The 24,093-nt window shown below is 54.1% G+C and carries 23 protein-coding genes; 8 read left to right on the top strand and 15 right to left on the bottom strand.

Features of this window, described 5'->3' with window-relative positions:
* Positions 1-123: 123 nt before the first annotated feature.
* Positions 124-1,953 (bottom strand): ABCB family ABC transporter ATP-binding protein/permease, encoded by a 1,830-nt coding sequence (locus ABWV33_RS03720; protein WP_353329146.1) that lies wholly within the window; start codon positions 1,951-1,953, stop codon positions 124-126.
* A 60-nt stretch (positions 1,954-2,013) separates the two neighbouring features.
* Positions 2,014-3,831, bottom strand: a complete 1,818-nt coding sequence (locus tag ABWV33_RS03715; RefSeq protein ID WP_353329145.1) for a LysM peptidoglycan-binding domain-containing protein — start codon at positions 3,829-3,831, stop codon at positions 2,014-2,016.
* A gap of 145 nt (positions 3,832-3,976) precedes the next feature.
* On the opposite strand from ABWV33_RS03715, the gene ABWV33_RS03710 reads away from it, so the two are divergent.
* The gene (locus ABWV33_RS03710) at positions 3,977-4,528 is read left to right on the top strand and encodes an LOG family protein (protein WP_121999754.1); all 552 of its coding nucleotides are present in this window, start codon (positions 3,977-3,979) and stop codon (positions 4,526-4,528) included.
* Here ABWV33_RS03710 and rarD read toward each other — a convergent pair.
* Both rarD and ABWV33_RS03700 read right to left on the bottom strand, forming a co-directional pair.
* Positions 4,435-5,385: an EamA family transporter RarD gene (gene rarD, locus ABWV33_RS03705; protein WP_353329144.1), complete on the bottom strand. Its 951-nt coding sequence runs from the start codon at positions 5,383-5,385 to the stop codon at positions 4,435-4,437. The genes ABWV33_RS03710 and rarD overlap by 94 nt on opposite strands.
* Positions 5,386-5,562: 177 nt before the next feature.
* On the bottom strand, positions 5,563-6,162 hold the full coding sequence (locus ABWV33_RS03700; protein ID WP_121999794.1) for a superoxide dismutase: 600 nt from the start codon (positions 6,160-6,162) through the stop codon (positions 5,563-5,565).
* A 105-nt stretch (positions 6,163-6,267) separates the two neighbouring features.
* Between ABWV33_RS03700 and ABWV33_RS03695 the strand changes: the two genes are divergently transcribed.
* Positions 6,268-7,044, top strand: coding sequence for an FkbM family methyltransferase (locus ABWV33_RS03695; protein ID WP_353329143.1), 777 nt, complete (start codon positions 6,268-6,270; stop codon positions 7,042-7,044).
* 15 nt (positions 7,045-7,059) lie between these two features.
* Here the strand turns inward: ABWV33_RS03695 and ABWV33_RS03690 are convergent, their stop codons facing one another.
* The 6 genes from ABWV33_RS03690 to ABWV33_RS03665 all read right to left on the bottom strand — a co-directional run bounded on the left by ABWV33_RS03690 (position 7,060) and on the right by ABWV33_RS03665 (position 13,201).
* Complete coding sequence (locus tag ABWV33_RS03690; protein ID WP_353329142.1) at positions 7,060-7,482, bottom strand: hypothetical protein; 423 nt, start codon at positions 7,480-7,482, stop codon at positions 7,060-7,062.
* 60 nt (positions 7,483-7,542) lie between these two features.
* Positions 7,543-8,109 carry a sarcosine oxidase subunit gamma gene (locus ABWV33_RS03685; RefSeq protein WP_353329141.1) on the bottom strand — a complete coding sequence of 189 codons (567 nt, stop codon included), beginning with the start codon at positions 8,107-8,109 and terminating at the stop codon, positions 7,543-7,545.
* The gene (locus tag ABWV33_RS03680; RefSeq protein ID WP_353329140.1) at positions 8,102-11,119 is read right to left on the bottom strand and encodes a sarcosine oxidase subunit alpha family protein; all 3,018 of its coding nucleotides are present in this window, start codon (positions 11,117-11,119) and stop codon (positions 8,102-8,104) included. Before ABWV33_RS03680 ends, ABWV33_RS03685 begins: the two co-directional genes overlap by 8 nt.
* A 68-nt stretch (positions 11,120-11,187) precedes the next feature.
* The gene (locus ABWV33_RS03675; protein WP_113823108.1) at positions 11,188-11,517 is read right to left on the bottom strand and encodes a sarcosine oxidase subunit delta; all 330 of its coding nucleotides are present in this window, start codon (positions 11,515-11,517) and stop codon (positions 11,188-11,190) included.
* An 18-nt stretch (positions 11,518-11,535) separates the two neighbouring features.
* Positions 11,536-11,862, bottom strand: coding sequence for a TfoX/Sxy family protein (locus tag ABWV33_RS03670; protein ID WP_164621504.1), 327 nt, complete (start codon positions 11,860-11,862; stop codon positions 11,536-11,538).
* Between the two features lie 94 nt (positions 11,863-11,956).
* A complete protein-coding gene (locus tag ABWV33_RS03665; RefSeq protein WP_353329139.1) occupies positions 11,957-13,201 on the bottom strand; it encodes a sarcosine oxidase subunit beta family protein in 1,245 nt (414 codons plus the stop codon).
* A gap of 177 nt (positions 13,202-13,378) precedes the next feature.
* On the opposite strand from ABWV33_RS03665, the gene ccmI reads away from it, so the two are divergent.
* From ccmI to ABWV33_RS03650, 3 genes are read left to right on the top strand one after another with little or no spacing between them, the layout of a single operon-like run.
* On the top strand, positions 13,379-14,617 hold the full coding sequence (gene ccmI / locus ABWV33_RS03660; protein WP_353329138.1) for a c-type cytochrome biogenesis protein CcmI: 1,239 nt from the start codon (positions 13,379-13,381) through the stop codon (positions 14,615-14,617).
* Complete coding sequence (gene ruvX / locus ABWV33_RS03655; RefSeq protein WP_113823104.1) at positions 14,614-15,078, top strand: Holliday junction resolvase RuvX; 465 nt, start codon at positions 14,614-14,616, stop codon at positions 15,076-15,078. Before ccmI ends, ruvX begins: the two co-directional genes overlap by 4 nt.
* Before the next feature lie 15 nt (positions 15,079-15,093).
* Positions 15,094-15,324 carry a DUF1289 domain-containing protein gene (locus ABWV33_RS03650; RefSeq protein WP_113823103.1) on the top strand — a complete coding sequence of 77 codons (231 nt, stop codon included), beginning with the start codon at positions 15,094-15,096 and terminating at the stop codon, positions 15,322-15,324.
* An 85-nt stretch (positions 15,325-15,409) separates the two neighbouring features.
* On the opposite strand, the gene ABWV33_RS03645 is transcribed toward ABWV33_RS03650, so the two are convergent.
* The 4 genes from ABWV33_RS03645 to dusA are packed head-to-tail and all read right to left on the bottom strand — an operon-like array spanning position 15,410 to position 18,827.
* Complete coding sequence (locus tag ABWV33_RS03645) at positions 15,410-16,138, bottom strand: SpoIIAA family protein (protein ID WP_353329137.1); 729 nt, start codon at positions 16,136-16,138, stop codon at positions 15,410-15,412.
* Positions 16,139-16,173: 35 nt separating this feature from the next.
* Positions 16,174-16,959: a hypothetical protein gene (locus tag ABWV33_RS03640; RefSeq protein ID WP_353329136.1), complete on the bottom strand. Its 786-nt coding sequence runs from the start codon at positions 16,957-16,959 to the stop codon at positions 16,174-16,176.
* On the bottom strand, positions 16,953-17,777 hold the full coding sequence (locus ABWV33_RS03635; protein ID WP_113823100.1) for a sulfite exporter TauE/SafE family protein: 825 nt from the start codon (positions 17,775-17,777) through the stop codon (positions 16,953-16,955). The genes ABWV33_RS03640 and ABWV33_RS03635 overlap by 7 nt, the downstream gene beginning before the upstream one ends.
* Before the next feature lie 30 nt (positions 17,778-17,807).
* Positions 17,808-18,827, bottom strand: coding sequence for a tRNA dihydrouridine(20/20a) synthase DusA (gene dusA / locus ABWV33_RS03630; RefSeq protein ID WP_502930893.1), 1,020 nt, complete (start codon positions 18,825-18,827; stop codon positions 17,808-17,810).
* A gap of 852 nt (positions 18,828-19,679) precedes the next feature.
* Here dusA and ABWV33_RS03625 point away from each other — a divergent pair.
* The 3 genes from ABWV33_RS03625 to ABWV33_RS03615 all read left to right on the top strand — a co-directional run bounded on the left by ABWV33_RS03625 (position 19,680) and on the right by ABWV33_RS03615 (position 21,526).
* The gene (locus ABWV33_RS03625; RefSeq protein WP_113823082.1) at positions 19,680-20,108 is read left to right on the top strand and encodes a DUF2852 domain-containing protein; all 429 of its coding nucleotides are present in this window, start codon (positions 19,680-19,682) and stop codon (positions 20,106-20,108) included.
* 77 nt (positions 20,109-20,185) lie between these two features.
* A complete protein-coding gene (locus ABWV33_RS03620) occupies positions 20,186-20,623 on the top strand; it encodes an RDD family protein (protein ID WP_113823081.1) in 438 nt (145 codons plus the stop codon).
* Between the two features lie 81 nt (positions 20,624-20,704).
* On the top strand, positions 20,705-21,526 hold the full coding sequence (locus ABWV33_RS03615; protein ID WP_353329134.1) for an arginyltransferase: 822 nt from the start codon (positions 20,705-20,707) through the stop codon (positions 21,524-21,526).
* A gap of 205 nt (positions 21,527-21,731) precedes the next feature.
* On the opposite strand, the gene ABWV33_RS03610 is transcribed toward ABWV33_RS03615, so the two are convergent.
* Positions 21,732-24,086 (bottom strand): TRAP transporter large permease, encoded by a 2,355-nt coding sequence (locus tag ABWV33_RS03610; RefSeq protein ID WP_113823079.1) that lies wholly within the window; start codon positions 24,084-24,086, stop codon positions 21,732-21,734.
* Positions 24,087-24,093 lie beyond the last annotated feature (7 nt).

Here is a 24,093-nt window from a genome sequence, read left to right as displayed (position 1 = left end):
TCAACACAAAGAAAAGGCCGGCCGTTCCAGATGGGACGGCCGGCCTTTTTGGTTTTCTTCAACATACAGGAACGCCAATAAGCCGCGCCATGCAGATGTCGACCGGATCAATCTAAAGAATGATCAAGCCGCATCCATATCTGATTGCTGGCGATTCCATAGATGGGCATAGCGCCCGCTTTTGCTGAGCAGTTCTTCATGGGTCCCAAGCTCGGCAATCTCACCTTTTTCAAGAACGACGATTTGATCGGCCTCCGCAATCGTGCTCAGCCTGTGGGCAATCGTAATCACAGTGCGCCCTTCGCCTGCGCGTGCTAGCGCATCCTTGATCTCTTGTTCCGTATCGGTGTCCAATGCCGAAGTGGCCTCATCCAGTAACAAGATTGGCGGGTTCTTGAGTAGTGTCCGCGCAATGCCAACCCGTTGCTTTTCCCCACCTGACAGCTTGAGGCCCCGTTCGCCGACAGTGGTGTCATACCCATCGGGCAACCCTATGATGAACTCATGGATCTGCGCAGCGCGTGCAGCGCTTTCGACATCGTCTTGTGTGGCCCCAGCTCGACCATAAGCAATATTGTATCGGATGGTGTCGTTAAACAGAACGGTGTCCTGTGGGACCACACCAATCGCATCATGAAGGCTGCTCAATGTAACATCGCGCACGTCTTGGCCGTCGATTTTCAACGCCCCGCCCGTCGCATCATAGAACCGGAACAACAGGCGGCCGATCGTAGATTTACCCGAGCCTGTCGCGCCAACAATTGCCACGGTCTGCCCTCCCGCAGCCGTCAAAGATACCCCGCGTAGAATTTCGCGGTCAGCGTCATATCCAAACCGAAGGTTCTCGAGCGTAATTTCACCTTTGGTGACCGCCAGGGGCAAGGCACCTTCTTTGTCACTCACCTCTGAGGGTTGTTCAAGAAGATCAAACATTTCGCCCATATCCACCAGAGATTGGCGAATTTCACGGTACACTGTGCCTAGAAAATTCAGCGGAACGGTGATTTGAATCATGTAGGCGTTGACCATGACAAAATCGCCAACCGTCATTTTGCCTGACTGAACTCCCATAGCCGCCAACACCATGACTCCGACAAGCCCGATGGTTATCAAGAACGATTGCCCGAAATTCAAAAACGCCAAAGAATACGATGTTTTGAGGGCCGCCTGCGCGTAGGCCCGCATCGATACATCATAGCGTTGCGCTTCGCGTTCCTCGGCACCAAAGTATTTAACCGTTTCAAAGTTGAGCAGGCTATCAATCGCTTTTTGATTTGCATCTGTGTCCTGATCATTCATCTCGCGACGCAGTTTTACCCGCCATTCGGTCACTGCAAATGTGAACCAAATGTAAATCCCAATCGTGACAACCACGACGACCAAATACCAAACATCGAACAGCCACATCAGGATGACTGAAACTAGGATCAGCTCCAGAATAAGCGGCCCAATCGAAAACAGCATAAAGCGCAGAAGAAAATCGACACCTTTGACCCCACGCTCGATAATTCGGCTCAGCCCACCGGTTTTTCGTGTGATGTGATATCGCATCGAAAGGCGGTGAATATGGCGAAAGGTTTCCAACGCGAGGGATCGCAATGCGCGCTGACCCACCGGCGCGAAAAGAACATCACGCAACTGCTGGAACCCGACTGTCATCATCCGGGCAACGCCATAGGCAACGGTTAGCCCCACAGCCCCCAGAGCCAGCGGAGGCACCCCCTCGCCCGCGAGACCGTCAACCGCACCTTTGTATAAAACGGGCGTATAAACTGCGATCAGTTTGGCCAAAACCAACATGGTCATCGCGAAAACAACCCTGCGTTTGACCCAGGGTTGATCATCTGGCCAAAGGTAAGGTGCAACCTTGCGCAGGGTCCGCCACCCTGATTGGCGATCACCGTTCTGTTCTTGATTTTCATCCGGTTGGGTTGGGTTGGCCAAATGTCTCATCGCCTGCCTTGCCTGCAAACACAAAAAGACCGCGCGCTCTGTTAGCGCGCGGTGTTGGTATCATTCTGGAATTGTAAAAATCTGACCTGGGTAGATGAGATGAGGATCGCGAATGCTGCTGCGATTTGCCTCGAACACCTTCACATACAGCACCCCATCCCCGTAGCGTTGGCGCGAAATCGCCCACAAAGTGTCGCCCTTTTGCACGGTAACCGCCCGAATGGCGGGTGCCTGAACCTGATCGGGTCCAGATGCAACTACAACAGGTTTCAGAACTTCGGGGGCTTCGCGTTTGAATGGGGTTTCTAGCCGACTGAGCACAACACCCTCGGTGTCGAGCTCATCCAAGCGCAACGTATAAATCCCTGGATCGATGCCCAGCAATTCACCCCGCCAGTGCCCTTCGCCATCGGCGAGCAGATCTGAAACCGAATTGTTATCCAGATAGATTCGAATAACAGAGCCAATCTTGGCCCGCCCCGTCAACTGCACGTCCCCCAGTTCAGAATATCCAATCGTATCCAGAACCAGTTGTGCCAACGATGGTTCAGGCTCTGGGCTCGGAGCTTGGACCAGTTTCACACCTTCGGCGTTTGATTGCAAAATTGCAGGGGGCGTCTGGGCCGGCTCGGGTTCAACAACCTCTGGGGCCGAAGCTTCGACAACCTCTGCTGGCTCTGCTTCAGGCTCCGGAGCTTTTGCAACGTCAGTCTCAACGGCGTGATCTTTTGCTACACCAACTTGTAAAGGTGCGTCTTCGGCCTGCGACGGTGTTGTGTCATCATTGGGCCGAACTGGATCAGACGTCACAGATTTCGTGTTAGATGAGATCTCAGCAACCACAACCTCTTGGGTCAGCTGTGCCACAGTTTCTTCCGAGACGGTTTTCGAAACTTGTTGCGGCGAGGATGAAGCCGTTGCTGTACTCTCAGGTGTGGGGATGACCTCTATCTGCGCGGTTGTGTGCGCATCCTGAACGGGCGTTGCTGTACTTTCAGGCGTCGGGGTATCCTCTACCTGCGCGGTTGTCTGCGCGTCCTGAACGGGCGTTTCTGATCCCGCATCTTCTGGCACTTGATCCACAACGGCCTGTGCCGTGGGCGTTTCTACCGCTACCGCCTCTTTCGCTGGCTGTGTCGCCTCGGACACTTCAGGTGCCTCACCTTCACCTTCACCAGATACCGTGTTTCCCTGTTCAGTAACTGGTGCCTCTTCAATCGCAAGGGCAGTTTCTGCTTGGGCCACAACCACCGTGTCGTCTTGAGTGGTCTGTTCATCCGCAATCGGTTGCTCAGCAAGTGCGACCTCGGCCTGAGCGGGATCTTGTTCGGCAACCTGTCGCGGCAAAGCGGCGATGAAATAGTCATCTGACAGAACTACTGCGCCGTCTTTCTCAGACCGCAGGGTGAGTGCCCGCTGCCCATCACTGAAAGGTATGGTCAGGAATTGAGCAAACTGCCCACTTGCATCAATCGTGGCCGAGGCCACTTCGGTTCCATCCAAGAGAACAGACAAGGTGCTGCCTGCCGCGGCGCGACCAGCCAAAAGGGCCTGCCCATCGGATTCGATTCGAATTTGATCCAAGGATGGCGCCAACAGAGCCGCAATCTCGACAGTGTCCTTCACCTCTGGATCAGGCTCATCGATTGCAAGGTCTTCATCGACGACAGGGCCGACGGTCTTTGGCTGCTCGCGTTCCACGTCGACAGCAGACGGTTCAGCTACAACCTTTTGCTCAGTGGTCGCTGTCTCAACTTCAGACCGAGATCCAATCAGGCCAGCATAGTAAAGGCCACCGACCCCTGCAGCTGCGACTCCGGCAGCTACAACCACCCAACCATAGGCACCAAGCGCCCCGCTTCCGGCTTCTGCCGCCATGTTCTTCCTTCCCCATCCGCAGTTCAATCATCGAACCCCCAATGTTCGATGCGAATTCCGCGCAGTTGAGCAAACCTATCAATCTCGTTATCAGGGGTCAAAACAGAGTTGTTTTCCCTCAGTCGTATCTTGGAAAGGCTTCCTCATGACCGTAAAATCCGTCTGTGTGTATTGCGGATCCCGCGCCGGAGCAATGCCCGCGTATGCACAAGCCGCCAAAGCCTTTGGTACACTGCTTGCAAATGAACGCTGGAGGCTGGTTTACGGAGCAGGTGATGTTGGCCTGATGGGAGAGGTAGCACGCGCCACCCAAGCTGCGGGTGGAGAGACATTCGGCGTCATTCCACAGCACCTAGTCGACCGCGAAGTCGGCAAATCGGACCTGTCTACCTATGTGATAACGGAAACAATGCACGAGCGGAAAAAGGTCATGCTCGTCAACTCTGATGCTGTTGTCATCCTCCCCGGCGGTCCGGGATCACTCGACGAAATGTTCGAGGCATTGACCTGGCGTCAGTTGGGGTTGCATCGCAAACCAATCATTGTCCTGAACGCAAGCGGATACTGGAACCCGCTTCGCACTCTGATTGATCACACCGTGTCTCAGGGGTTTGCAGACTCTTCGCTGGCTTCCTTCCTGACTTGGGTCGATACCCCTGAAGAGGCTTTGGATGCCCTGCGGGCCTCTCTGTCTTGACGCAGGGATGAGAGTGAAAACAAGGCCAACGCGATCCAAATTACTGTGAACGCCATCTTGTGCCACCACCCGAAAGGCTCACCAAACACCGCGACTGCGCAGATAAACTGTAGTGTGGGATTGACGTATTGCAGCAACCCCACAGTTCCTAAAGCGACACGTCGGGCTGCATAGCTGAACATAATCAGCGGGATGGCCGTCAGTGGCCCTGAGAGCACAAGCAATAAGCTTGTCGTCCAATCCGTTGCGAAATGCCCCTGCCCCTGTACGTGGTACCAGAATAGAACGAGCACCCAAATTGGTAGCAGAACCAGAATTTCGCAGGTGACCGACACAACCGGCCCCAAGGCCATCCCCTTTTTGATCACCCCATAGAGCGCAAAACTGATGGATACGATCAGCGAAATCCAAGGTGCTACCCCAAGTCCCCATGTCAGGCTTGCAACAGCAAAGGCTGCAGCCCCAACGGCAAACCACTGCACACGCGACAGTTTTTCACCAAACCAAACGGCACCTATGACAACCGCAATTAGGGGAAATATATAGTACCCAAGCGAGGATTCCGTGGCCTTTCCAATTTGGACCGACAAGATGAACGTAAACCAATTTATGGAAATCAGCACCGAGGCGATAAAGATGATCAGCAGTTGGCGGCGGTTTCCCAGCGCGATTTGAATTTCGCGCAACCGCCCCTGTGCCGCCAGAACCATTCCGAAAAACACAATGGACCAGAGCGTCCTATGCGCCAGCACCTCTGGAGGGGGTACATCAGCCAGTAATTTGTAGAACAGCGGCGACAGGCCCCAGACCACACAGGCCCCGACCATGGCCAACACACCCTTAGCGGTTTCTGACATTGCGATCCTCCGACGAAAGCTGTGCGCTTGTCCGTTATCAGGTGCAAGACCCTTCCATAAATCCCAGCCACTTTTCTGAATCCCCGGTCGAATATTCAACCAAAGTCGTTTGCAAACAAAAGGGCCTGCCAGTCTGATAACTGGCAGGCCCCAAAAAGTTAGCTGTCGTCGAAACGCTTACATGCGCGACGCGACGTTTTCCCAGTTAACCAGGTTGTCCAAGAAGTTGGTCAGGTAAACAGGACGCTTATTGCGGAAATCGATGTAGTAGGAGTGTTCCCAAACATCACAGCCCAACAGCGCGGTCTGACCAAAACATAGAGGGTTCACGCCGTTTTCAGTTTTGGTCACAGCCAGCGAACCGTCGGCATTTTTCACCAACCAGCACCAGCCGGAACCGAACTGGCCAGCACCCGCAGCAGAAAACTGCGATTTGAAGTCGTCAACCGAGCCGAAATTCTCGACCAGCGCTTTTTCCAGCTCACCCGGCATGGCATTGCCGTTGGGACCCATCATTTCCCAGAACTGGTTGTGGTTCCAGAGCTGGCTGATGTTGTTAAAGATACCGTTCTGAGCGACCGAACCGGCGTCGTAGGTGCCAGTGATGATCTCTTCCAACGACTTGTTTTCCCACTCGGTTCCGGCGATTGCCGCGTTACCGTTGGTCACATAAGCGTTGTGGTGCAGATCGTGGTGGAATTCCAGCGTTTCTGCTGACATGCCCTTGGATGCCAGAGCGTCATGTGCATAAGGAAGATCAGGAAGTTCAAAAGCCATGGCGGCCCCCTGTTGAATAAATGTTGCGGTTCCCATGGTTACATGCTTTGACCACGCGCGCAGGTCAAGGGCCGAGACGCAAAACAATCCTCAGGAGACGGGGCGATGCTGACACAAGTTCGTAAAATGTTCTACCGCGCGCGTGGCTATTATGCCGGTTCCTTGAACGGAGAGGCCTTTCGATTGGACCCTTACCATTCGAAATTCTGGCGCAAAGCCGGGTCCGGCGCATGGGAACCCGAAACATTCGCTGTGTTGGACAAGCATTTGAATTCAAACAGCGATTATCTGGATATTGGAGCATGGATCGGCCCAACCGTTCTGTTCGGAGCCCGCAAAGCGCGCAATGTTATGTGTTTTGAACCCGACCCCGTCGCGTTGCGCCATTTGCTTTGGAACCTTGAGTTGAACAACCTGCGCAATGTCTCGGCGTTTGGTGTGGCTTTGTCCGACAGCTTTGGCACCGCTCGCATGGCCAGCTTTGGTGGAGAGGCTGGGGATTCCATGTCGTCCTTGCTAAATAGCGAAGCCAGCGACCGCGAGGGCCACGGAACAGATGCCTTGACCATTTCCTGGGACCAATTTTCCAAATCTGTGGATCTGTCAGGCGTATCACTTGTCAAAATGGACATAGAAGGCGCGGAATTTTCGGTTTTGCCGACCCTCCTGCCTTGGCTCAAGGAACATCGACCGGCTCTGTACTTGTCGACTCACGCCCCTTTTCTTACCCCAAAGGAACGAGAGTTGCGCATGAAAGAGCTTTCTAAATCGCTTTCCTTTTATGGGGAAATCAGCGATGAGACAGGCAAGAGCGTGACACCGGATGACTTTGGAAACACTGAATATCTGACCCGTTTCCCAAGCTTTTTGTTCACGAACTAGAATATTCACGCACACCTATTTTTTCTTTGAGCACGTCCCGCTAGCGTTGACGTCTGAATCATACCCACCGAAGCACAAACGGTAGGTGGCTTTACCCGAGTTTGTGTCAAAGCGGATAGTCGAACTGAGATTAACAGTGCTCGTTCCTGTTGTGGGCACATTTCTTATAGCCCACGAAAGCTTCTTCTTGTTTTTACGCGTCACCAAAGTTGCAGCTTTTGGCTTTTTAAACATAGCCTTTGAAATTTTATCTAAAACCGCAGCAGATCCATCGTCTTTCTCGATGAGTTCCACTTTATCCGACATAAAACTCTGAAGATTGTTTTTGCCATACTTTGTAAATGTGCATTCATACAGAACATCCGCATACAGCGGCGTTCCGAACGCAATCAAAAGACTTGATATCAGTGCTTTACGTAAAAAAATAGGGTCCCTCATTAGTTAGAAAGACCCTAACTTGCACGTTTTAGATATACAACTCAAACAAGAGTTGATCGATCAAAATGCATCAACTTTACTACCCGGCTGCGCAGCAACCTTGAGCAGGTTAAACACATAGTCAGCGGCAGAGCGGAAACAGATGATGCGAAAACTGCCATCGGTTTCCATCCAGAACGCACCTGCGACCTGTGCCAGACGCGTCCGACGGAAATGACCTGGCTCAAATGCGCCTGGGGACAGATCCACAGGAGCCAATTTAGCCATCACGTCACGTGCACTATCGCCAGACACCCGAAATACCGCCCGCGCGTCTGAAACATTGACCGCCAATGCGTGCTCGCCACCAAGGTCAGAATTTAACTCCGCCAGCTTTGCTTCGACCTGTGTATAAGGCACAAGCACAAGCAATTCATCGGGGGACATCCAGCAAAGACCTGCGTCCCCAACAACATTGGCGCGGTTCACTGCTGGAATCTCTTGTCCTATGAGGCCTGAGACAGCTTTCGCTAAGGTGTCCGAAGACAGATCCCCCCGCAGGGTAATCATGCCCTGAAGACCAATTTCGTCAATATGGGCGATGCCGTCGTATGATGCGTGATTCAATGCGCTTACGGGATTAGACATTTTGCTTTTTCCCTTCCTGATCGTAGATCACCGGATCAACGATTTTTGCTTTGTAGATTTTTCCATCAGTACCGGGGAATTCGATGACTTCGTCCATGCGGTCCGGCCCATGCAACACCAGCCCCATGGCGATGCCACGGTTCAGGTTTGCCGAGAAGTAGGTCGATGTGACCCGTCCGATCATGTTGCGCTGACCGTTGGCGTTGACGCCCTCGCCTACAGCATAAGCCCCATCCGGCAGCACAGATCCGTCCACGGTTTCCAGACCCACCAGTTTCCACCGGTTGCGGTCGGTCATATGGGTGCGCTCCATGGCGCGCTTGCCCAGGAAATCTTCTTTCTTTTTCGAGATCGCCCAGTTCAGCCCCAGATCTTGTGGGATCACGGTACCGTCGGTTTCGTCCCCGATCATGATAAAGCCTTTTTCGGCCCGCAGAATGTGCAGTGTTTCTGTGCCATATGGCATCACACCGAATTCCTGCCCCGCCTCCAGCAGCGCGTTCCAGAACGCCAGACCCTGACTTGCTGGAACCGCGATTTCGTAAGACAGCTCCCCCGAGAAGGAAATACGATAAGCGCGCGCGTCGAATGCGCCAATCTTACCATCACGCCATTCCATAAACGGCAGCGCCTCCTTCGACAAATCCATGCCGCCCAATTTTTCCAACACCTTGCGGGCGTTGGGGCCAACCACAGCAACCTGAGCGAATTGCTCAGTCACATTGGCGACGTAGACTTTCCAGTCCCACCATTCGGTCTGCAGCCACTCTTCCATGTGACCATGGATCCGCTCAGCACCGCCGGTTGTGGTATGGCAGAGGAAGGTATCCTCATCGATGCGCGCAACTACGCCATCGTCCATAAGGAAGCCGTTTTCAGAACACATCAGGCCATAGCGGCATTTGCCAATCTTTAGAGTCGACATCATGTTGGTGTACATCATGTCAAGGAACTTGCCCGCATCAGGGCCCTTAACGATCAGTTTGCCAAGGGTCGAAGCATCGAGCAAACCCAGATGTTCGCGCGTGTTCTTGACCTCGCGGTTGACCGCATCATGCACGGTTTCGCCGGAGCGGACATAAGCAAACGGACGACGCCATTGGCCAACGGGCTCCCAATCGGCGCCGTTATCATCGCTCCACCCGTGGATCGGTGTCTGGCGCACAGGCTGGAATACCTCGCCACGTGCTTCGCCGCCAATCGCACCCATAGAAATCGGATGGTATGGTGGGCGAAATGTTGTGGTTCCCACTTGCGGGATTTCCTCACCCAAAGCATTCGCAAGAGTCGCTAAACCGTTAATATTACTCAATTTTCCCTGATCCGTTGCCATACCCAACGTGGTGTATCGCTTGGTATGCTCGACGCTTTCATAGCCCTCGCGTGCAGCCAACTGCACATCAGAAACTTTGACATCGTTCTGATAATCCAGCCAGGATTTCATCCGCAGATCAATTTCAGCGTTCTCTGGCATCAGCCAGACAGCCTTCATCGCGTTTTCAGCGGCTGTTTCGCACTCTGGCGCGTTTTCAGTCACGGGCGTGAACCCGGCTGCATTCGCCGCTGCTTCGCCTGCAGTCTGTGCATCTTGCAAGACCAAACCCAACTCCAACGGACCATTCGCGGATCCAGCAGCAATGACAAACCCATTGCCATCTGAACCCAGCGGTGGGCGCGCTGCATCAGGACGGAAATGCGCCTGCGTCTCATCCCAGATTAGCTTGCCGCCGCAGTGCGACCACAGATGCACAACCGGAGACCAGCCACCAGACATCGCAACTGCATCGCATGAAACTTCCTCACGCGCGCCACCGACGCCCTCTTGATTACAGATCGCAACCTTCTTAACCCGCTTGCCGCCTTTGACTTTGGCGATTGCTTTGCCGGGATCGACGCGAATGCCCAAAGCTCGCGCTTCGTCAGCCAATGCACCGCCCGCATTGGGGCGTGCATCCACAACCCGCAGTACATCCACACCGGCCTTTTTCAATGTGATCGCGGTGCGATAGGCATCGTCGTTGTTGGTTGCAACAATCACCCGCTGGCCCGAGGAAATCCCCCAGTTCACCAAATAATCACGCATCGCCGAGGCCAGCATGACACCGGGCACATCATTTCCAGCAAACGATAGCGGGCGTTCGATTGCGCCCGTTGCGGTCACAATCTGTTTCGCGCGGATCCGCCACAAACGGTGGCGCGGTCCCTGAGCACCCGGCACGTGATCACTTACACGCTCGTATCCAAGCGCATAGCCATGATCATATACACCTGCGCCCATGCAGCGGGTGCGCAGCGTGACGTTGTCCATCGCATCCAACTCAGCAACCAGCTGATCAATGTAAGCATCTGTAGACTGCTCGCCCACAGTGCCACCATCAACCGGCGCACGGCCACCCCAATAGGCGTTCTGTTCCAACAGAAGAACCTTGGCACCGGATTTGGCCGCCGCTTTGGCCGCCTGCAAACCAGCGATACCACCACCAACGACCAGCACATCTGCAAAGGCATAGAAATGCTCGTAGGTGTCGGCGTCTTTCAGCTCTTTGTCGGGAGCTTTGCCCAGTCCCGCCGATTTCCGGATAATCGGCTCATAGACATGTTTCCAGAACGGCTGCGGATGAATGAACATCTTGTAGTAGAACCCGGCCGGCAGAAACCGTGACAGCGACGAGTTGATCGCGCCCACGTCAAATTCCAGACTTGGCCAGTGGTTCTGTGAACTCGATGTGAGACCTTCAAACAGCTCGGTTGTGGTAGCGCGCTGGTTGGGTTCGTACCGGCTACCTTCGCCCAGACCGACCAATGCGTTGGGTTCCTCGGCGCCACTGGCGACAACCCCACGTGGACGGTGATACTTAAACGACCGGCCCATCATCATCTGGTCATTGGCCAGCAGAGCCGAGGCAAGCGTATCGCCCGCGTACCCACGCATGGTGGTGCCGTTAAAGGTAAAGCTGACCTGCTTGGAACGATCAATCAGGCGGCCTTGTTTTTCGAGACGGGTGCTCATGGGTCAGACCCTTTCACAAGAGGAGGCATCGAAGCCCCCGACGGAAGTATTTAGAAAACGAGGAAAGATCACTGGAACTCTCTCCATGACCAGCCCGGGCGTTTGGCGGTGATGGCATCCTTGATCTCTTGGGGAGGCGCGTAGACCTGTGCGGAATAGGTTCCAAACACTTCCAAGGTCATGGTGCATCGGGCCGCATGGAACCACTTGCCGCAACCGGCGGCGTGACGCCAGCGTTCCAAATGCACACCCTTGGGGTTTTCGCGCATGAACAGGTAATCATGGAACTGATCGTCGTCCGAGCCAGGGCCAAAGCGCTTGAGATGCGCTTCGCCACCATTGGCCAGTTCAGTTTCATCGGCGTCGACGCCGCAGTAGGGACATTGAAGGGTCAGCATGTGATCATCCTTACGACTTCATTTCGGTGGCAAGCTGGCCGCATTGACCAGCGAGAATTCGGTTAGTGTGGCGCGCAAATTCGCGTCTTCGAAACTGCCTGCATCTAATTCGACCATTCCCCCCATGGGGCGGCCTGTAAATGACAGCGGCTGTGCCCCGGCAGCAAGGGCCTCCGCTTCGCGATCCTTACCGGGCCGATACATCGCCCCGTCTTTGGTTACTCCGCAGACCATGTTGCCGTGGAACAAAAAACAAAGGCCTCCGAACATTTTCTTTTCGGTTAGCCCTGGCTCCATTCCAAGATCCGAGCGCATGATTTCAGCCATGTCCTCGGAATAGGCCATCAGTGCTGCTCCAATCCCCACCCCGAGAGACCAAAGTCATCCGCACGACCGAACCGGTCAGCGCTGGCTCTGATATATTCGGGCTGGAGCCACATTAGTGCGCAACCCCGGCCGCAACGCTTTCGTCGATGAACCGGCCTTCTTTGAAGCGATCCAGCGAGAAGGCCTCGGTCAGTGGTGAATGACCAGTGGCCATCAGTTGTGCCATACCCCAACCCGAGCCCGGGATAGATTTAAATCCGCCGGTGCCCCAACCACAGTTGACGAAACAGCCGCCTACCGGGGTTTTCGACAGGATCGGCGAGCGGTCCCCAGTCATATCCACGATGCCACCCCACTGACGCAGCATTTTCAGACGCGACACCATAGGGAAGGTTTCGACCAGCGCCCGTACGGTTTCCTCGATATGGTGGAACGAACCGCGCTGGGTGTAGTTGTTAAAGGCGTCTGTGCCGCCGCCAATCACCATCTCGCCCTTATCGGATTGGGACATATAGCCGTGCACTGTGTTGGCCATCACGACCACGTCCATGCAGGGTTTGATCGGCTCAGACACCAGTGCCTGCAACGCGATTGATTCCAGCGGCAAACGGAAGCCGGCCATTTCAGCCAACTGACCCGTGTGCCCGGCAACAACGACGCCCAGTTTGTCACAATCGATCGAACCTTTGGTGGTATCAACGCCGACAACATTGCCGCCTTCGGTGCGCACACCGTTGACTTCGCATTGCTGGATGATGTCCATGCCCATGGCCGAACATGCCCGCGCATAGCCCCAAGCAACCGCGTCGTGACGGGCTGTGCCACCGCGAGCCTGCCAGAGTGCACCAAGAACCGGGTAACGCGGTCCGTCCAGATTGATGATTGGCACCAGCTCTTTTACGCGCTGAGGTGAAATCCATTCAGTCGTGACGCCCTGCAGGTTGTTGGCATGTGCCGTACGCTGATACCCGCGAATTTCGCTTTGGGTTTGCGCCAGCATCATCACGCCACGTGGGCTGAACATGACGTTGTAGTTCAGATCTTGGCTCAGACCTTCATACAGGCTGCGCGCTTTTTCATAGATCGCGGCCGATGGGTCCTGCAGATAATTCGAACGGATGATGGTGGTGTTCCGACCGGTGTTACCACCGCCAAGCCATCCTTTTTCGATCACGGCAACGTTCTGAATGCCGTAGTTTTTGCCCAGGTAATAGGCAGTCGCAAGACCATGCCCCCCGGCGCCAACGATGATCACATCGTAGCGTTTCTTGGGCTGGGGCGAGCGCCAAGCGCGCTCCCATCCGGTGTGATAGCGCAGTGCTTCACGCGCCACAGCAAAGGCTGAGTAATGTTTCATGAGCGAATCCGATCCGTCCGTGGTTGGGAGCAGGTATGCCGTGCGCCTCTACAATAGCCGCGCCGTGTTCCGTCACAATATCTCATAATTGCGACATGGTATCACCTCGCGGCCATTTGCCCCTTTTTTAAGACCGCCTGCACCGATACATGGGGACGACACAAAGAAAGACTTTGGATGACCTTCTGGATCCTGATCTCCCTCATGGCGCTGCTTGTCGCTGCGTTTTTGCTTTTGGCTCTGCTGCGCGGGCGCCCTCAATTGGAGCCCGCTGCGGCCTCTGACCTGCGTGTTTACCGTGAACAACTACAAGGTGTAGATCGCGATCTTGCGCGCGGTGTCATTGCAGAAGCTGACGCATCGCGTATTCGAACCGAGATTTCACGCCGGATTTTGGCCGCCGACGCACAAATTCAGTCCGATTCTAAGGGTAAAACACAAGCGCGCGCGGTCAATATTGGTGTCTCCCTTGTGTTGGTGGCGGGTGTGATTGGGGGCGCGCTTAGCTTATATCAATCCTTAGGTGCGCCGGGATATGGCGATCTTCCCCTGTCATTGCGGCTTGAACGGTCCAAAGATTTGCGGGCCAACCGCTTGGACCAATCAACCGCCGAAGCCCGTATGCCCGCAGCCCCTGTGCCAAAGTTGCCTGAAGACTATGCCAATCTGGTCAAGCAGTTGCGCCAAACAGTCGCCGAGCGGCCAGATGATTTGCAAGGGCATGTTCTTTTGGCGCAGCACGAAGCAAATGTGGGCAACCCAAAAGGTGCATATGAGGCCAAAGCGCGCGTCATCACCCTGCTTGGCCCCAAAGCCACAAGTCAGGATTTTTCAGAATTCGGCGAAATGATGATTGTCGCCGCCGGTGGCTATGTGTCTGCGGAGGCAGAACAGGCACTTGCGCGCGCGCTTGAAATTGATCCGTATAATGGCCCTGCCCGGTTCTACTGGGGTCGGATGCTTAGCCAAATTGATCGACCCGACCTTGCTTTCCGTCTTTGGAACCAAACTTTACAACAAGGTCCGGCTGGGGCGCCTTGGATTGCCGCCATTCGCGCACAAATCGAAGAACTCGCCCATCGCGCCGGCGTCGAGTACGAGCTTCCACCAGAAACACCACACCAAACTGCACCTGACGTCGGACCAAGCCGGGACGATATCGAAGCCGCTGGTGAGATGACCGACAGCGAACGCCAAGAGATGATACAGGGCATGGTAAACCGCCTGTCCGACAGATTGGCAACCGAAGGGGGCACGCCACCGGAATGGGCCCGGTTGATTGGCGCGCTTGCGGTGCTGGGAAACACTGAACAGGCCGCAGCAATTTATGGCGAGGCGCAATCGGTATTCGCGAACAGCCCCGAAGCCCTGAACATTATTCAACAAGCCGCTGAACAGGCAGGAGTAGCCCCATGATCCACGATGTGTTTGAGGATTTTGCGGGATCGTTGCCTCCGATGTCTGCTTTGGTTGGATTGGACTTAGGGGACAAAACGATTGGCATTTCCGTCTCGGATCGTATGGGTACCGTTGCAACACCGCTAGAGACCATCAGACGTAAAAAATTCACGCTGGATGCCGAACGTCTGATGGAAATCATCAAAGAGCGCGACATCAACGGAATCCTCTTGGGTTTGCCGCGCAACATGGACGGCACAGAAGGTCCGCGGTGCCAGAAGACCCGCGCGTTCGCCCGCAATCTTACGCGCCTGACAGATTTACCCATTGGGTTTTGGGATGAACGTCTCAGCACGGTTGCCGCCGAAAAAGCATTGTTAGAGGCGGATACGACACGAAAACGTCGCAGCGAGGTCATTGATCACGTGGCCGCCGGGTATATCTTGCAAGGAGCACTCGACAGGATGCGCTTTCTCTAGGAGCCAGATCACAAGATGACAAACATGGTTTGGAAACGGGATGAAATCGAATCCCCTTGCATTCAGATTTGCGTTGTTCACCCGACGGAACGTATTTGCACCGGCTGTTATCGTTCCATCGACGAGATAACCAAATGGTCGAAAATGGACAGCTCAGAGCGGGCGGAGATCATGGAAGACCTACCCAATCGCGCCCCTCGCCTTGCCAAACGACGCGGTGGCCGTGCCGCGCGTATGAAAAGATAAGCCTCGTCCCTAGCTACGCAAAACCACAAATGAATTTCGTGGCTTTGCGTAAATGCTCTAGTCACCAAGAATGAATACTCAGGCTTTAGACTTCGGCCAACCAAGCCTTGGCTTGTTCAATGTCAGCGGTTTCAAAAAACTTGGTATCAGCGTTCAAAAAGTGACGCATGACCCGCTGCCCCATGTGTTGCCAGGTCTTGTCGCCGAGCACCGCAACCCGATCAGGAATTGCTGAATGATCCCTGATAAGGTTGAAATGCGCGCCCAAGGCTGAGAGTCCTTGCCAGCCATCAAACTCAGACAGATCCAACAGCAACCGCAAACCGTCTCGCGCGCGGATTTCCGCATTCAAATCGTCTTCGGCCCCTTTTATCACTGTAGGATCCAGCTTTCCCATCAGACTAACATGCAGACCTGTGCCACCGAGATCCTGAAAATGCACAGCGCCCAAGGATTCACGGATCCAACGTCGTGCTGTTTCAATCTCAGCCACTTCAAACACTTGAACAGGACAAGGCAGGAATGCTGCGGTGAGCCGGATCGACGTTGTAATCCATCCCACATCCGAAACGATGGCCAGCCGATCAAACCCACTCCAATGGGTCAAGCCAAGTTGCGTATCGGCCCAAACCGCGCCCATGTCGAACCCACGAAATTCTTCGCCTAGAACAACGACCATACGCAGTGCATCAACTTTGCCTAAAGCCGTTTCAATCGCAGGAACCAGTGTATTGGTGTAATCGTCCTGATTTATATGGCCCGACATCTCGACTTCGAGCAGGGCACCATCCATTTGTGTTTCAACAACAATCATATAACCACCTTTTCAGAAACAACCTGAACAGGAGCCTACGGTGTTTCGATCCACTCAGCTACTCCCCCCGGGAGTTCGGGGCGAAAATAGGCGATCATCCGACCATCCGGTCCTGCCGTCGCTGTTTCCGCCCAAGGCGCAACTCCGTGCAGCGTATGCCGGTGCAACACATAAGCCTCGCCCGGGCGAACCGGAAGTTCGATGCGGGGACAAGTGTCAAACACCTTACGTCTGGCCGCTTGGTAGATAGCAGTCACATCAATCCGTGACATTTCTGCGGGAGGATAGCTTGATAGCGCACGCTTTAGCGCTGCCTGCATAATCTTGTGGCTCCCGTCCCACACAACCAAAGGGGCCGCGTTTGGGCTGGCTTGGCTCAAGGGTATCCCCAAGATCCACGCATGAGGTTCATCAACACAGCGTTCACGATTGGGGCCGATTGGCTTTAATCCATCTACATGTGCCGCATCGCGCCGCAAACGATATCCAAACGCCGCCTTTCCCTCACCCCGTCTGGGGCGTGGATAACCCGGGTGCATGACTGAAACTTGGGCTTTGTGTAGCGCATGGAACGTCAGCTGATCTTGAATGAAATCGATGGCATCTCCTTGCAGCGGCCCCGAGTCCCTCACTGCGCCAACAGCATCGTTATCAAGTGCATCAACGCCGATAAACCAAGTGCCTTCACAATCCAGCCACTGGGCATGCGCAGGGTCATCAAGTGATCCGCGCGCACCAACTAAGGCATGCGTTGCCCAGTCCGCCAGCAGCGGGTCGAACCCGAACTGGACCCAGCCGCGCTGCCAGAACCCCGTTACCATCCGACCGCTTTGCGTAACATGTTGAGCGCCACAAGCGTCAGGAAAACAGCAAAAACCCGGCGCAACGGTTTAGGGTCCATCGCATGGGCCAAACGCACCCCCAATGGGGCCGTTATCAAGGTCATACAGATCACAACACCAAATGCGACCAGATTGACCGTTCCAATTGTCAGGGGCGGACGGGTTGCAGGATCCATCGGAACAAAGAGAAAGCCAAGCACAGATGGCACTGCGATAATCACACCGAACCCCGCAGCGGTGGCCACCGCCCGGTGAATTGGCGTATTATAGAGCGTCATCAAAGGCACGCCAAAGCTACCACCACCAATCCCCATAAGAACAGACAAAAAGCCTACAAAGGGTGAAACCGCCATTCGCCGAATACCGGATGGCATCGCTTGACCCAATCGCCACTCGGGCTTTCCAAAGCCCAAATATAGTCCGATCACAATGCCCAGGACGCCAAACAGGGCCTGCAACGCTTCAGACCGCAAGGACGAGGCCACAAAGACGCCAATGATCGCACCAAATGCAATACCTGGGCCCCAACCCCGTAGGATTGACCAATCCACGGCGCCCTTTTTGTTGTGGCTTAGAACTGATCGCACCGAGGTGACGATGATCGTGGCAAGGGATGTTGCAAGACACAGTTGCATCAACTGGTCCCCGCCGTACCCTAAAGTCTGGAACGTATAAAAGAATGCTGGCACAAGGACGATCCCACCGCCAACGCCCAAAAGCCCAGCCAGAACGCCTGCAAAAGCGCCCAGCACCATCAATACAGCGAGCATTTGCAGCACTAACATCGTGTCAGGCATAAGCGGATCCCTCTTTGTTTGAACTCTCGGCTATACCAAAACAGTGTCCATCGCCAGAGGCTCTACCTGCGCCAAGGCCTGCAAGACCAGTTCGGTCCCTGCCCCGGTCTTTGTTGCGCCCTCAGACAAAATTCTGCGCCACGCGCGCGCACCGGGACGCCCGGCAAACGTGCCCAGCATATGACGGGTGATCTGGTGTAAGCGCCCCCCGTTTACGAGGTGGGCCTCGATGTAGGGCAACATCTCGTGAACGACTGCAACAGGATCGCGCGGTGCTCCCACACCGAAAATCTCGCTATCAGCTGTACTCAGAATGTCTGCTGGCTGATGATAGGCGGCACGGCCGATCATAACACCATCCAGCCCGGCATCCAGGAATTCACGCGCCTGCGCCAAGCTATCAATCCCGCCATTTATCGAAATGTGAAGCTGCGGAAACTGCTCTTTCATCCTCAAAACCAACGCATAGTCGAGCGGCGGTATATCCCTGTTTTCCTTTGGGCTAAGTCCCTTGAGCCAAGCTTTGCGGGCATGAATGGTCACACGTTGGCACCCTGCGCTCACAATTTGGTTCAGAAAATCAGGCAAGACATCTTGCGGCTCTTGATCATCCACACCAATCCGACACTTAACCGTCACTTCAACATCGACCACCTCTCGCATGGCAGCCACGCAATCCGCCACCCGGCTGGGATGTTTCATGAGCACAGCGCCGAAAGTGCCAGATTGCACACGATCCGAAGGACACCCACAATTTAGGTTAATCTCGTCATAGCCCGCGTCGGCTCCTATCAAGGCAGCCTTTGCCAACTCTTCTGGGTCAGATCCCCCCAACTGCAAGGCAAGCGGGTGTTCCTGAGGGCTGTGCTCCAACAGATGAACAGCTCCTCCCCGCACAAGTGCGGGCGCTGTAACCATTTCTGTGTAAAGCAAACTTTCTGAACTCAACAGCCGATGAAAGACCCTGCAATGCCGATCAGTCCAATCCATCATGGGCGCCACGCTTAAACGTGCACTGCGATGCAAATTGTATCTTTTACTTTCAGACACCTACAGTCCTTTGGGCTAAGAAATCAGCGTTTCACCCAATTAGTGCAAAATTGAGCCGACAACAACAGGCAAGGATATGCAAAAATGGACACTCCATTTCTGTTACTAGCCCTTCAATCATCCAAGAAAATCGCGGGAAGATTCTATTTTGGTTAAGCTGTTTTCTGTGTCTGAACTTGCTGACTTCACCACTTTTCTTAGCTTCAAAAACGGGGTTATGGATCGCTTCCAAAGATGGCCGCGTAAAGCTATCTAGCAAACAGAACCTAGATGGCCACGGGTTGGGGACTATTAGACCTTAGCTGCGTTTTGTGGAACAGAGAACCGCAGTAATCGAAGAGTTTTGCCTGAACTCGACAATAAATCCGAAGCGAAAGTACAGCCTTTACCTTACCAATAGACTGCTTGGACTGCCTCGCTAGCGACATTCGCGAATTGAATAAAACCCTCCGGTGGATGCCGCTTTGGCGGATAGAGTTCAACACAGATGAGGGAAAAATATTGCGAGTTCCTCTACCGGCATTTCTCAAGGTTGAACTCAAATAGGTGGTCACAGAGCAAAACTCTTTTACCACATCCCCGTGAATCCAAGGCCACACCAGTCCTTGGCGATGCTCACGATTAAACCTTTCAGAAAGAAACCGCCTAAAAACGGTTTACTGCAAACATCTCTGCTCACCTGTGCAAAAATCCCTGTCGCGCTTCAAAGAGGGTCTACTTTTGGGAGGTCGCACCATCTTCCATGCAAATGTAAATCTTTTTTACATTGTAGCCTTGCAATCATCAAAAACGTCCCCACCTATTCAATGTGAAAAGCATTCACATCGAGACACAAACCTGGAGAGAGAGACAATGACCATGATGTCAGACCCTATTGCAGCCCCGTCCAATCCTGGTTGGCTGACCCGAGCTGAAAGGTGGCTAGATGACAAAGGCAAAGGCGCATGGATCGCCGCCATGGTCCTCGGCTTTATTTTCTTCTGGCCCGTCGGCCTCGCCCTTCTGTTTTATATGATCTGGAGCAAACGCATGTTCAGTAAATCCTGTAGCCACCAAAAATCCTGGAGCCGTCACGGCATGCGCGCGATGTCTACAACCGGGAATTCCGCGTTCGACACCTATAAAGCGGACACATTGGCCCGTTTGGAACAAGAACAGATCGACTTTGAAGCGTTTTTGGAACGGCTTCGTGAAGCCAAGGACAAATCCGAGTTTGACCAGTTCATGGATGATCGTGCAACGGCCGGCGATCAACGCCCGTCCAAAGACGACGCGGCCTAATTTCAAAACACCTGTCTCTGGCCCCTGTTTTTGAAACTCAGGGGCCATCCCTTTTATTTTGCACTGGACACCTAGACATGACCCACCTTCCTCATCCTGATCATCAGCCAGAGTTCTACGACTCCGTCGCGATGAAACGGCTATTTGCCTGGGTTCTTGATACGATCGTAATTCTAATGCTCAGTGTGATAATTGTGATGTTGACCGCTTTTGTTGGCGTGTTCATCTGGCCCCTGCTCTACCTCGTGATCGGGTTTATCTATCGCGTCAGCACTCTTGCAAGCGGATCGGCAACCTGGGGTATGCGTTTTGTAGGGATCGAGATCCGAGACGCCTATGGCGCGCGCTTGGACGCGGGACTCGCTTTGGCGCACACGGCTGGGTACACCTTCTCAATGGCCTTGCCTGTCATCCAAGCTGTCTCTGCGATCATGATGCTGACCAGTGCGCGTGCTCAGGGCCTGACAGATGCTCTGCTTGGGACAGTCGCACTGAACAAACGCGCCGTTGCTTAACCGCGTCAATCGACCCTTGGCGCATCACGGATCCGTTGCTATCATCTTGGGAACACCTTGCGTTTCCTACACGAGATCCTGATGCGCCACACGCTGCCCATTGCGCCACAGTTTTATGTGACTGCTCCACAGCCCTGCCCCTATCTTGAAAACAGGATGGAGCGGAAGCTGTTTACTGCGCTGCAAGGAGATGGGGCCGAGCAATTAAATGACGCCCTGTCACAGCAGGGGTTTCGCAGGTCCCAGAACGTTCTCTACCGTCCCAGCTGTGCAGATTGCGCCTCTTGCCTGTCTGCCCGCATTAATGTGTCCGACTTTGTCAGTAGCAAAAGCCAAAAGCGCACGACCCGTCGCAATGCACATTTGACACGGCGAGCCACCTCGCCTTGGGCGACGGATCAACAATACGAATTGTTCCGCACATATCTGGATTCGCGTCACGCAGACGGTGGCATGGCAGATATGGACATTTTCGAATTCGCAGCCATGATCGAAGAAACCCCCATTCGCAGCCGTGTAATAGAATATACGGACCGCGATACCGGAAATCTCGCTGCGGTCAGTTTGACGGATGTGCTCGAAGATGGGCTCAGCATGGTGTATTCGTTTTACGATCCAATACTGCAGAAAAACAGTCTCGGCACCTATATGATTTCTGACCATATCGAAATCGCGCGCGAGGCGGGCCTTCCTTATATCTATTTAGGCTATTGGGTGCCGGGCAGTCCTAAGATGGGGTACAAGGCCAAATTTTCGGGGTTGGAAGTCTATCAATGCGGTGCGTGGAAACCGATGAAAGACCCCGCCGCGTTTGAAGCCTCAAGTGACCCATTGTCGAGTGACCCTATCGCAGAGCAAGTGGCAAACATCCAGCTTCCTGATCGTCGTGTCTTGCGTCCTTGACGGACATTTAGACCGAAGCAAAACTAGCACTTCCGTGCACAATCCTCCGTGCCTCTACTTGCCGGTTTCACAATAAACCGATGTGTCAGGCACCACCTGTATGTGTGCCCAAGCCTTTTCAAGTTGAAAAAGCCGCGACCTATGAAAGGTCGCGGCTTCTTCTGTTTCGTTAAGGACGCCTCAAAGGGCCTTCAGTTCACCACGATCAGTTCGGAATTAGATCCGGAACGATAGTCACAATACTTGGGAAGGACCAAAGAATTGCGAGGCCAGCGACTTGGATCAGAACAAACGGCAAGATCCCGCGATAGATGTGACCTGTCGTGACCTCTTTTGGTGCAACCCCACGCAAGTAGAACAGTGCAAAGCCAAAAGGTGGTGTCAGGAACGACGTCTGCAAGTTCACCGCAACCATGATGGTGACCCATTTAGGATCGAAAGATCCGCCATAAATCACAGGCCCCACGATCGGGATCACGATGTAGATGATCTCAAGGAAATCGAGCACAAACCCCAACACAAAGAGCACAAGCATTACGATCAGGAAGACCGTCAGTTCGTTATCAAAGCTCTTTAGGAACTGTTGGATATAGTGCTCTCCGCCAAAGGAAATCACCACCAGATTGAGCAACTGAGACCCAATCAGGATGGTAAAGACCATCGAAGTAACCTTGGCTGTTTCCCGAACGATGGGGCTTAGCACCCCGCCCTTGAACAGCACCCAGCAGCCGAACAGCAGACCAAACAAAGCGTATAGATAGGCACCATAGGCGACGATAAAGGCCAACCAAGTTTCGACACTCACGTCGCCCTGGTTGATCCGTAGATCAAAGTTCACGCCAACGATGATACAGATCAGGATCGCAAAGGTTGACCAGATGATCACATGACCCGAACGACCTTCGTCCTGTAGACGACGATAGGCAGCCAGCATGATCGCACCCCCTGCCCCAAGCGCCGCTGCGGGCGTCGGGTTGGTGATACCACCCAAGATCGATCCAAGAACCGCAATGATCAAAACCAGCGGAGGGAAAACCACGCGGATCAGTTCATTTTTGGTAGCCCGTATCGCGGCCTCTTTGCAGCCGTAGAGCGTCAATGCCAAAGGCAAGGCCAACATTAGGAATGCGACACCCGAAGACGTAGTTGGCATGATGAATACGATATCAACCAAAGTCATCAACAGCAGACCAACGGCCCCGACAATCAGCGGCTTCGCATCACCCGATGGGGAAATACCCCGTCCTAAGATCAGGGTCAGCCCCATCAGAACCATCAGAACAGACAAACCAGTCCCGATCGGAGCTGCTGCCGCGACCTTGGCAGCCTTAGCCGCTGCGATTTCCTCGTCTGTCAAACGCGTGCTTTCAGTCGCAGCGCCAGAGGCTGCAATGGCCTCTTCTTCGGCAACAGCCGTATCCCAAGCTTCTTGACCATGAAGTTCGATCATAGATGTTTGGCATTGCTCGCCCACATTGGTACGCAGGCTTGCGCTCTCGCCAATGTCAGAGAACGATGAAACCGTCGTGTCCTGCGATCCGATCAAACCTGCGCTGCCCAGAAGGAATGCACCGGCAATCAAACCGATTGGCGCACCCAGGAACCACAACAAAGCTTCGTTGCGGGTAATGGGTTCATTGTTCGACGAGCCCATTTCAACAGCAGGCGCTTTGTCTGGGTTTAGCATCGCATAGCCAAAGGCATAAAGCGCGTACAACAAGGCCAGCATGATCCCCGGCAACAGCGCCGCCTGGAACAATGTCCCAACAGACACAACTGCAGGCTCACCCAGATAGGTTAGCGCATCTGTACACCCAGCAACAACCGCACGACTTTCTTGCGCTGCGGAATACAAGTCACCCGCAAGGGTCCCGAGCAAAACGATAACGATCGAAGGTGGAATGATCTGCCCCAAGGTGCCGGACGCCGCAATGACACCCGTCGCCAGTTCTGGCGAATACCCATTGCGCAACATCGTTGGCAACGCCAACAGACCCATAGTGACAACAGTCGCCCCAACGATCCCGGTTGAGGCCGCAAGGAAGGCGCCAACAACAACAATCGAAACGGCCAGACCACCGGGCAATGGGCCAAAGACCCGCGCCATTGTGGTCAACAAGTCGTCTGCAATTTTGGACCGCTCCAACGTGATGCCCATCAGAACGAACATCAAAACCGCCAACAGGGTTTCAATCGACTGCCCCGCCAGAACCCGCTCGTTCATACGATTTACGATGAACGACAGATTGCGATCCATCGCAACTTCCCAACCCTTGGGGAACACAGGTTCCCCTAAACTCGGAAGATCCGGATATCGAAACAGCGAAATGGTATCAGGATTCACACCTGAATGAACCAAATCGCGATAGAGTTGAGATGAGGTATCAATCGCCTGATGAATCAACAGCCCTGCGCTGTCCATCGCGGCGATAATACCGAATGAGATGATGCCTGCGCCACCGATGGCAAACGCCACCGGAAAGCCCGACAAGATGCCTCCGAAGAGACAGAAGAAAACAATAATGAGGCCGATTTCGACGCCATCAAGACCGAATAGCATATCCGTA

It is taken from the genome of Phaeobacter sp. NW0010-22, assembly GCF_040365955.1.
Lineage (GTDB): Bacteria > Pseudomonadota > Alphaproteobacteria > Rhodobacterales > Rhodobacteraceae > OMPR01.
The sequence above is the reverse complement of the archived record's forward strand: the minus strand, read 5'-3'. Positions and strand labels throughout refer to the sequence as shown.

What these genes read in the sequence shown, in the direction of transcription:
- ABWV33_RS03675 (WP_113823108.1), bottom strand. Translation starts at nt 11,517, where the DNA reads ATGCTGACCCTTCAATGTCCCTACTGCGGCGTCGACGCCGATGAAACT.
- ABWV33_RS03715 (WP_353329145.1), bottom strand. Translation starts at nt 3,831, where the DNA reads ATGGCGGCAGAAGCCGGAAGCGGGGCGCTTGGTGCCTATGGTTGGGTG.
- ABWV33_RS03645 (WP_353329137.1), bottom strand. Translation starts at nt 16,138, where the DNA reads ATGATTGTTGTTGAAACACAAATGGATGGTGCCCTGCTCGAAGTCGAG.
- ABWV33_RS03640 (WP_353329136.1), bottom strand. Translation starts at nt 16,959, where the DNA reads ATGGTAACGGGGTTCTGGCAGCGCGGCTGGGTCCAGTTCGGGTTCGAC.
- ABWV33_RS03615 (WP_353329134.1), top strand. Translation starts at nt 20,705, where the DNA reads ATGCGCCACACGCTGCCCATTGCGCCACAGTTTTATGTGACTGCTCCA.
- ABWV33_RS03625 (WP_113823082.1), top strand. Translation starts at nt 19,680, where the DNA reads ATGACCATGATGTCAGACCCTATTGCAGCCCCGTCCAATCCTGGTTGG.
- ABWV33_RS03700 (WP_121999794.1), bottom strand. Translation starts at nt 6,162, where the DNA reads ATGGCTTTTGAACTTCCTGATCTTCCTTATGCACATGACGCTCTGGCA.
- ABWV33_RS03685 (WP_353329141.1), bottom strand. Translation starts at nt 8,109, where the DNA reads ATGTCTAATCCCGTAAGCGCATTGAATCACGCATCATACGACGGCATC.
- ABWV33_RS03670 (WP_164621504.1), bottom strand. Translation starts at nt 11,862, where the DNA reads ATGGCCTATTCCGAGGACATGGCTGAAATCATGCGCTCGGATCTTGGA.
- ABWV33_RS03680 (WP_353329140.1), bottom strand. Translation starts at nt 11,119, where the DNA reads ATGAGCACCCGTCTCGAAAAACAAGGCCGCCTGATTGATCGTTCCAAG.
- ABWV33_RS03635 (WP_113823100.1), bottom strand. Translation starts at nt 17,777, where the DNA reads ATGCCTGACACGATGTTAGTGCTGCAAATGCTCGCTGTATTGATGGTG.
- ABWV33_RS03610 (WP_113823079.1), bottom strand. Translation starts at nt 24,086, where the DNA reads ATGCTATTCGGTCTTGATGGCGTCGAAATCGGCCTCATTATTGTTTTC.
- ABWV33_RS03650 (WP_113823103.1), top strand. Translation starts at nt 15,094, where the DNA reads ATGACAAACATGGTTTGGAAACGGGATGAAATCGAATCCCCTTGCATT.
- ruvX (WP_113823104.1), top strand. Translation starts at nt 14,614, where the DNA reads ATGATCCACGATGTGTTTGAGGATTTTGCGGGATCGTTGCCTCCGATG.
- ABWV33_RS03690 (WP_353329142.1), bottom strand. Translation starts at nt 7,482, where the DNA reads ATGAGGGACCCTATTTTTTTACGTAAAGCACTGATATCAAGTCTTTTG.
- ccmI (WP_353329138.1), top strand. Translation starts at nt 13,379, where the DNA reads ATGACCTTCTGGATCCTGATCTCCCTCATGGCGCTGCTTGTCGCTGCG.
- ABWV33_RS03665 (WP_353329139.1), bottom strand. Translation starts at nt 13,201, where the DNA reads ATGAAACATTACTCAGCCTTTGCTGTGGCGCGTGAAGCACTGCGCTAT.
- ABWV33_RS03720 (WP_353329146.1), bottom strand. Translation starts at nt 1,953, where the DNA reads ATGAGACATTTGGCCAACCCAACCCAACCGGATGAAAATCAAGAACAG.
- ABWV33_RS03695 (WP_353329143.1), top strand. Translation starts at nt 6,268, where the DNA reads ATGCTGACACAAGTTCGTAAAATGTTCTACCGCGCGCGTGGCTATTAT.
- rarD (WP_353329144.1), bottom strand. Translation starts at nt 5,385, where the DNA reads ATGTCAGAAACCGCTAAGGGTGTGTTGGCCATGGTCGGGGCCTGTGTG.
- ABWV33_RS03620 (WP_113823081.1), top strand. Translation starts at nt 20,186, where the DNA reads ATGACCCACCTTCCTCATCCTGATCATCAGCCAGAGTTCTACGACTCC.
- ABWV33_RS03710 (WP_121999754.1), top strand. Translation starts at nt 3,977, where the DNA reads ATGACCGTAAAATCCGTCTGTGTGTATTGCGGATCCCGCGCCGGAGCA.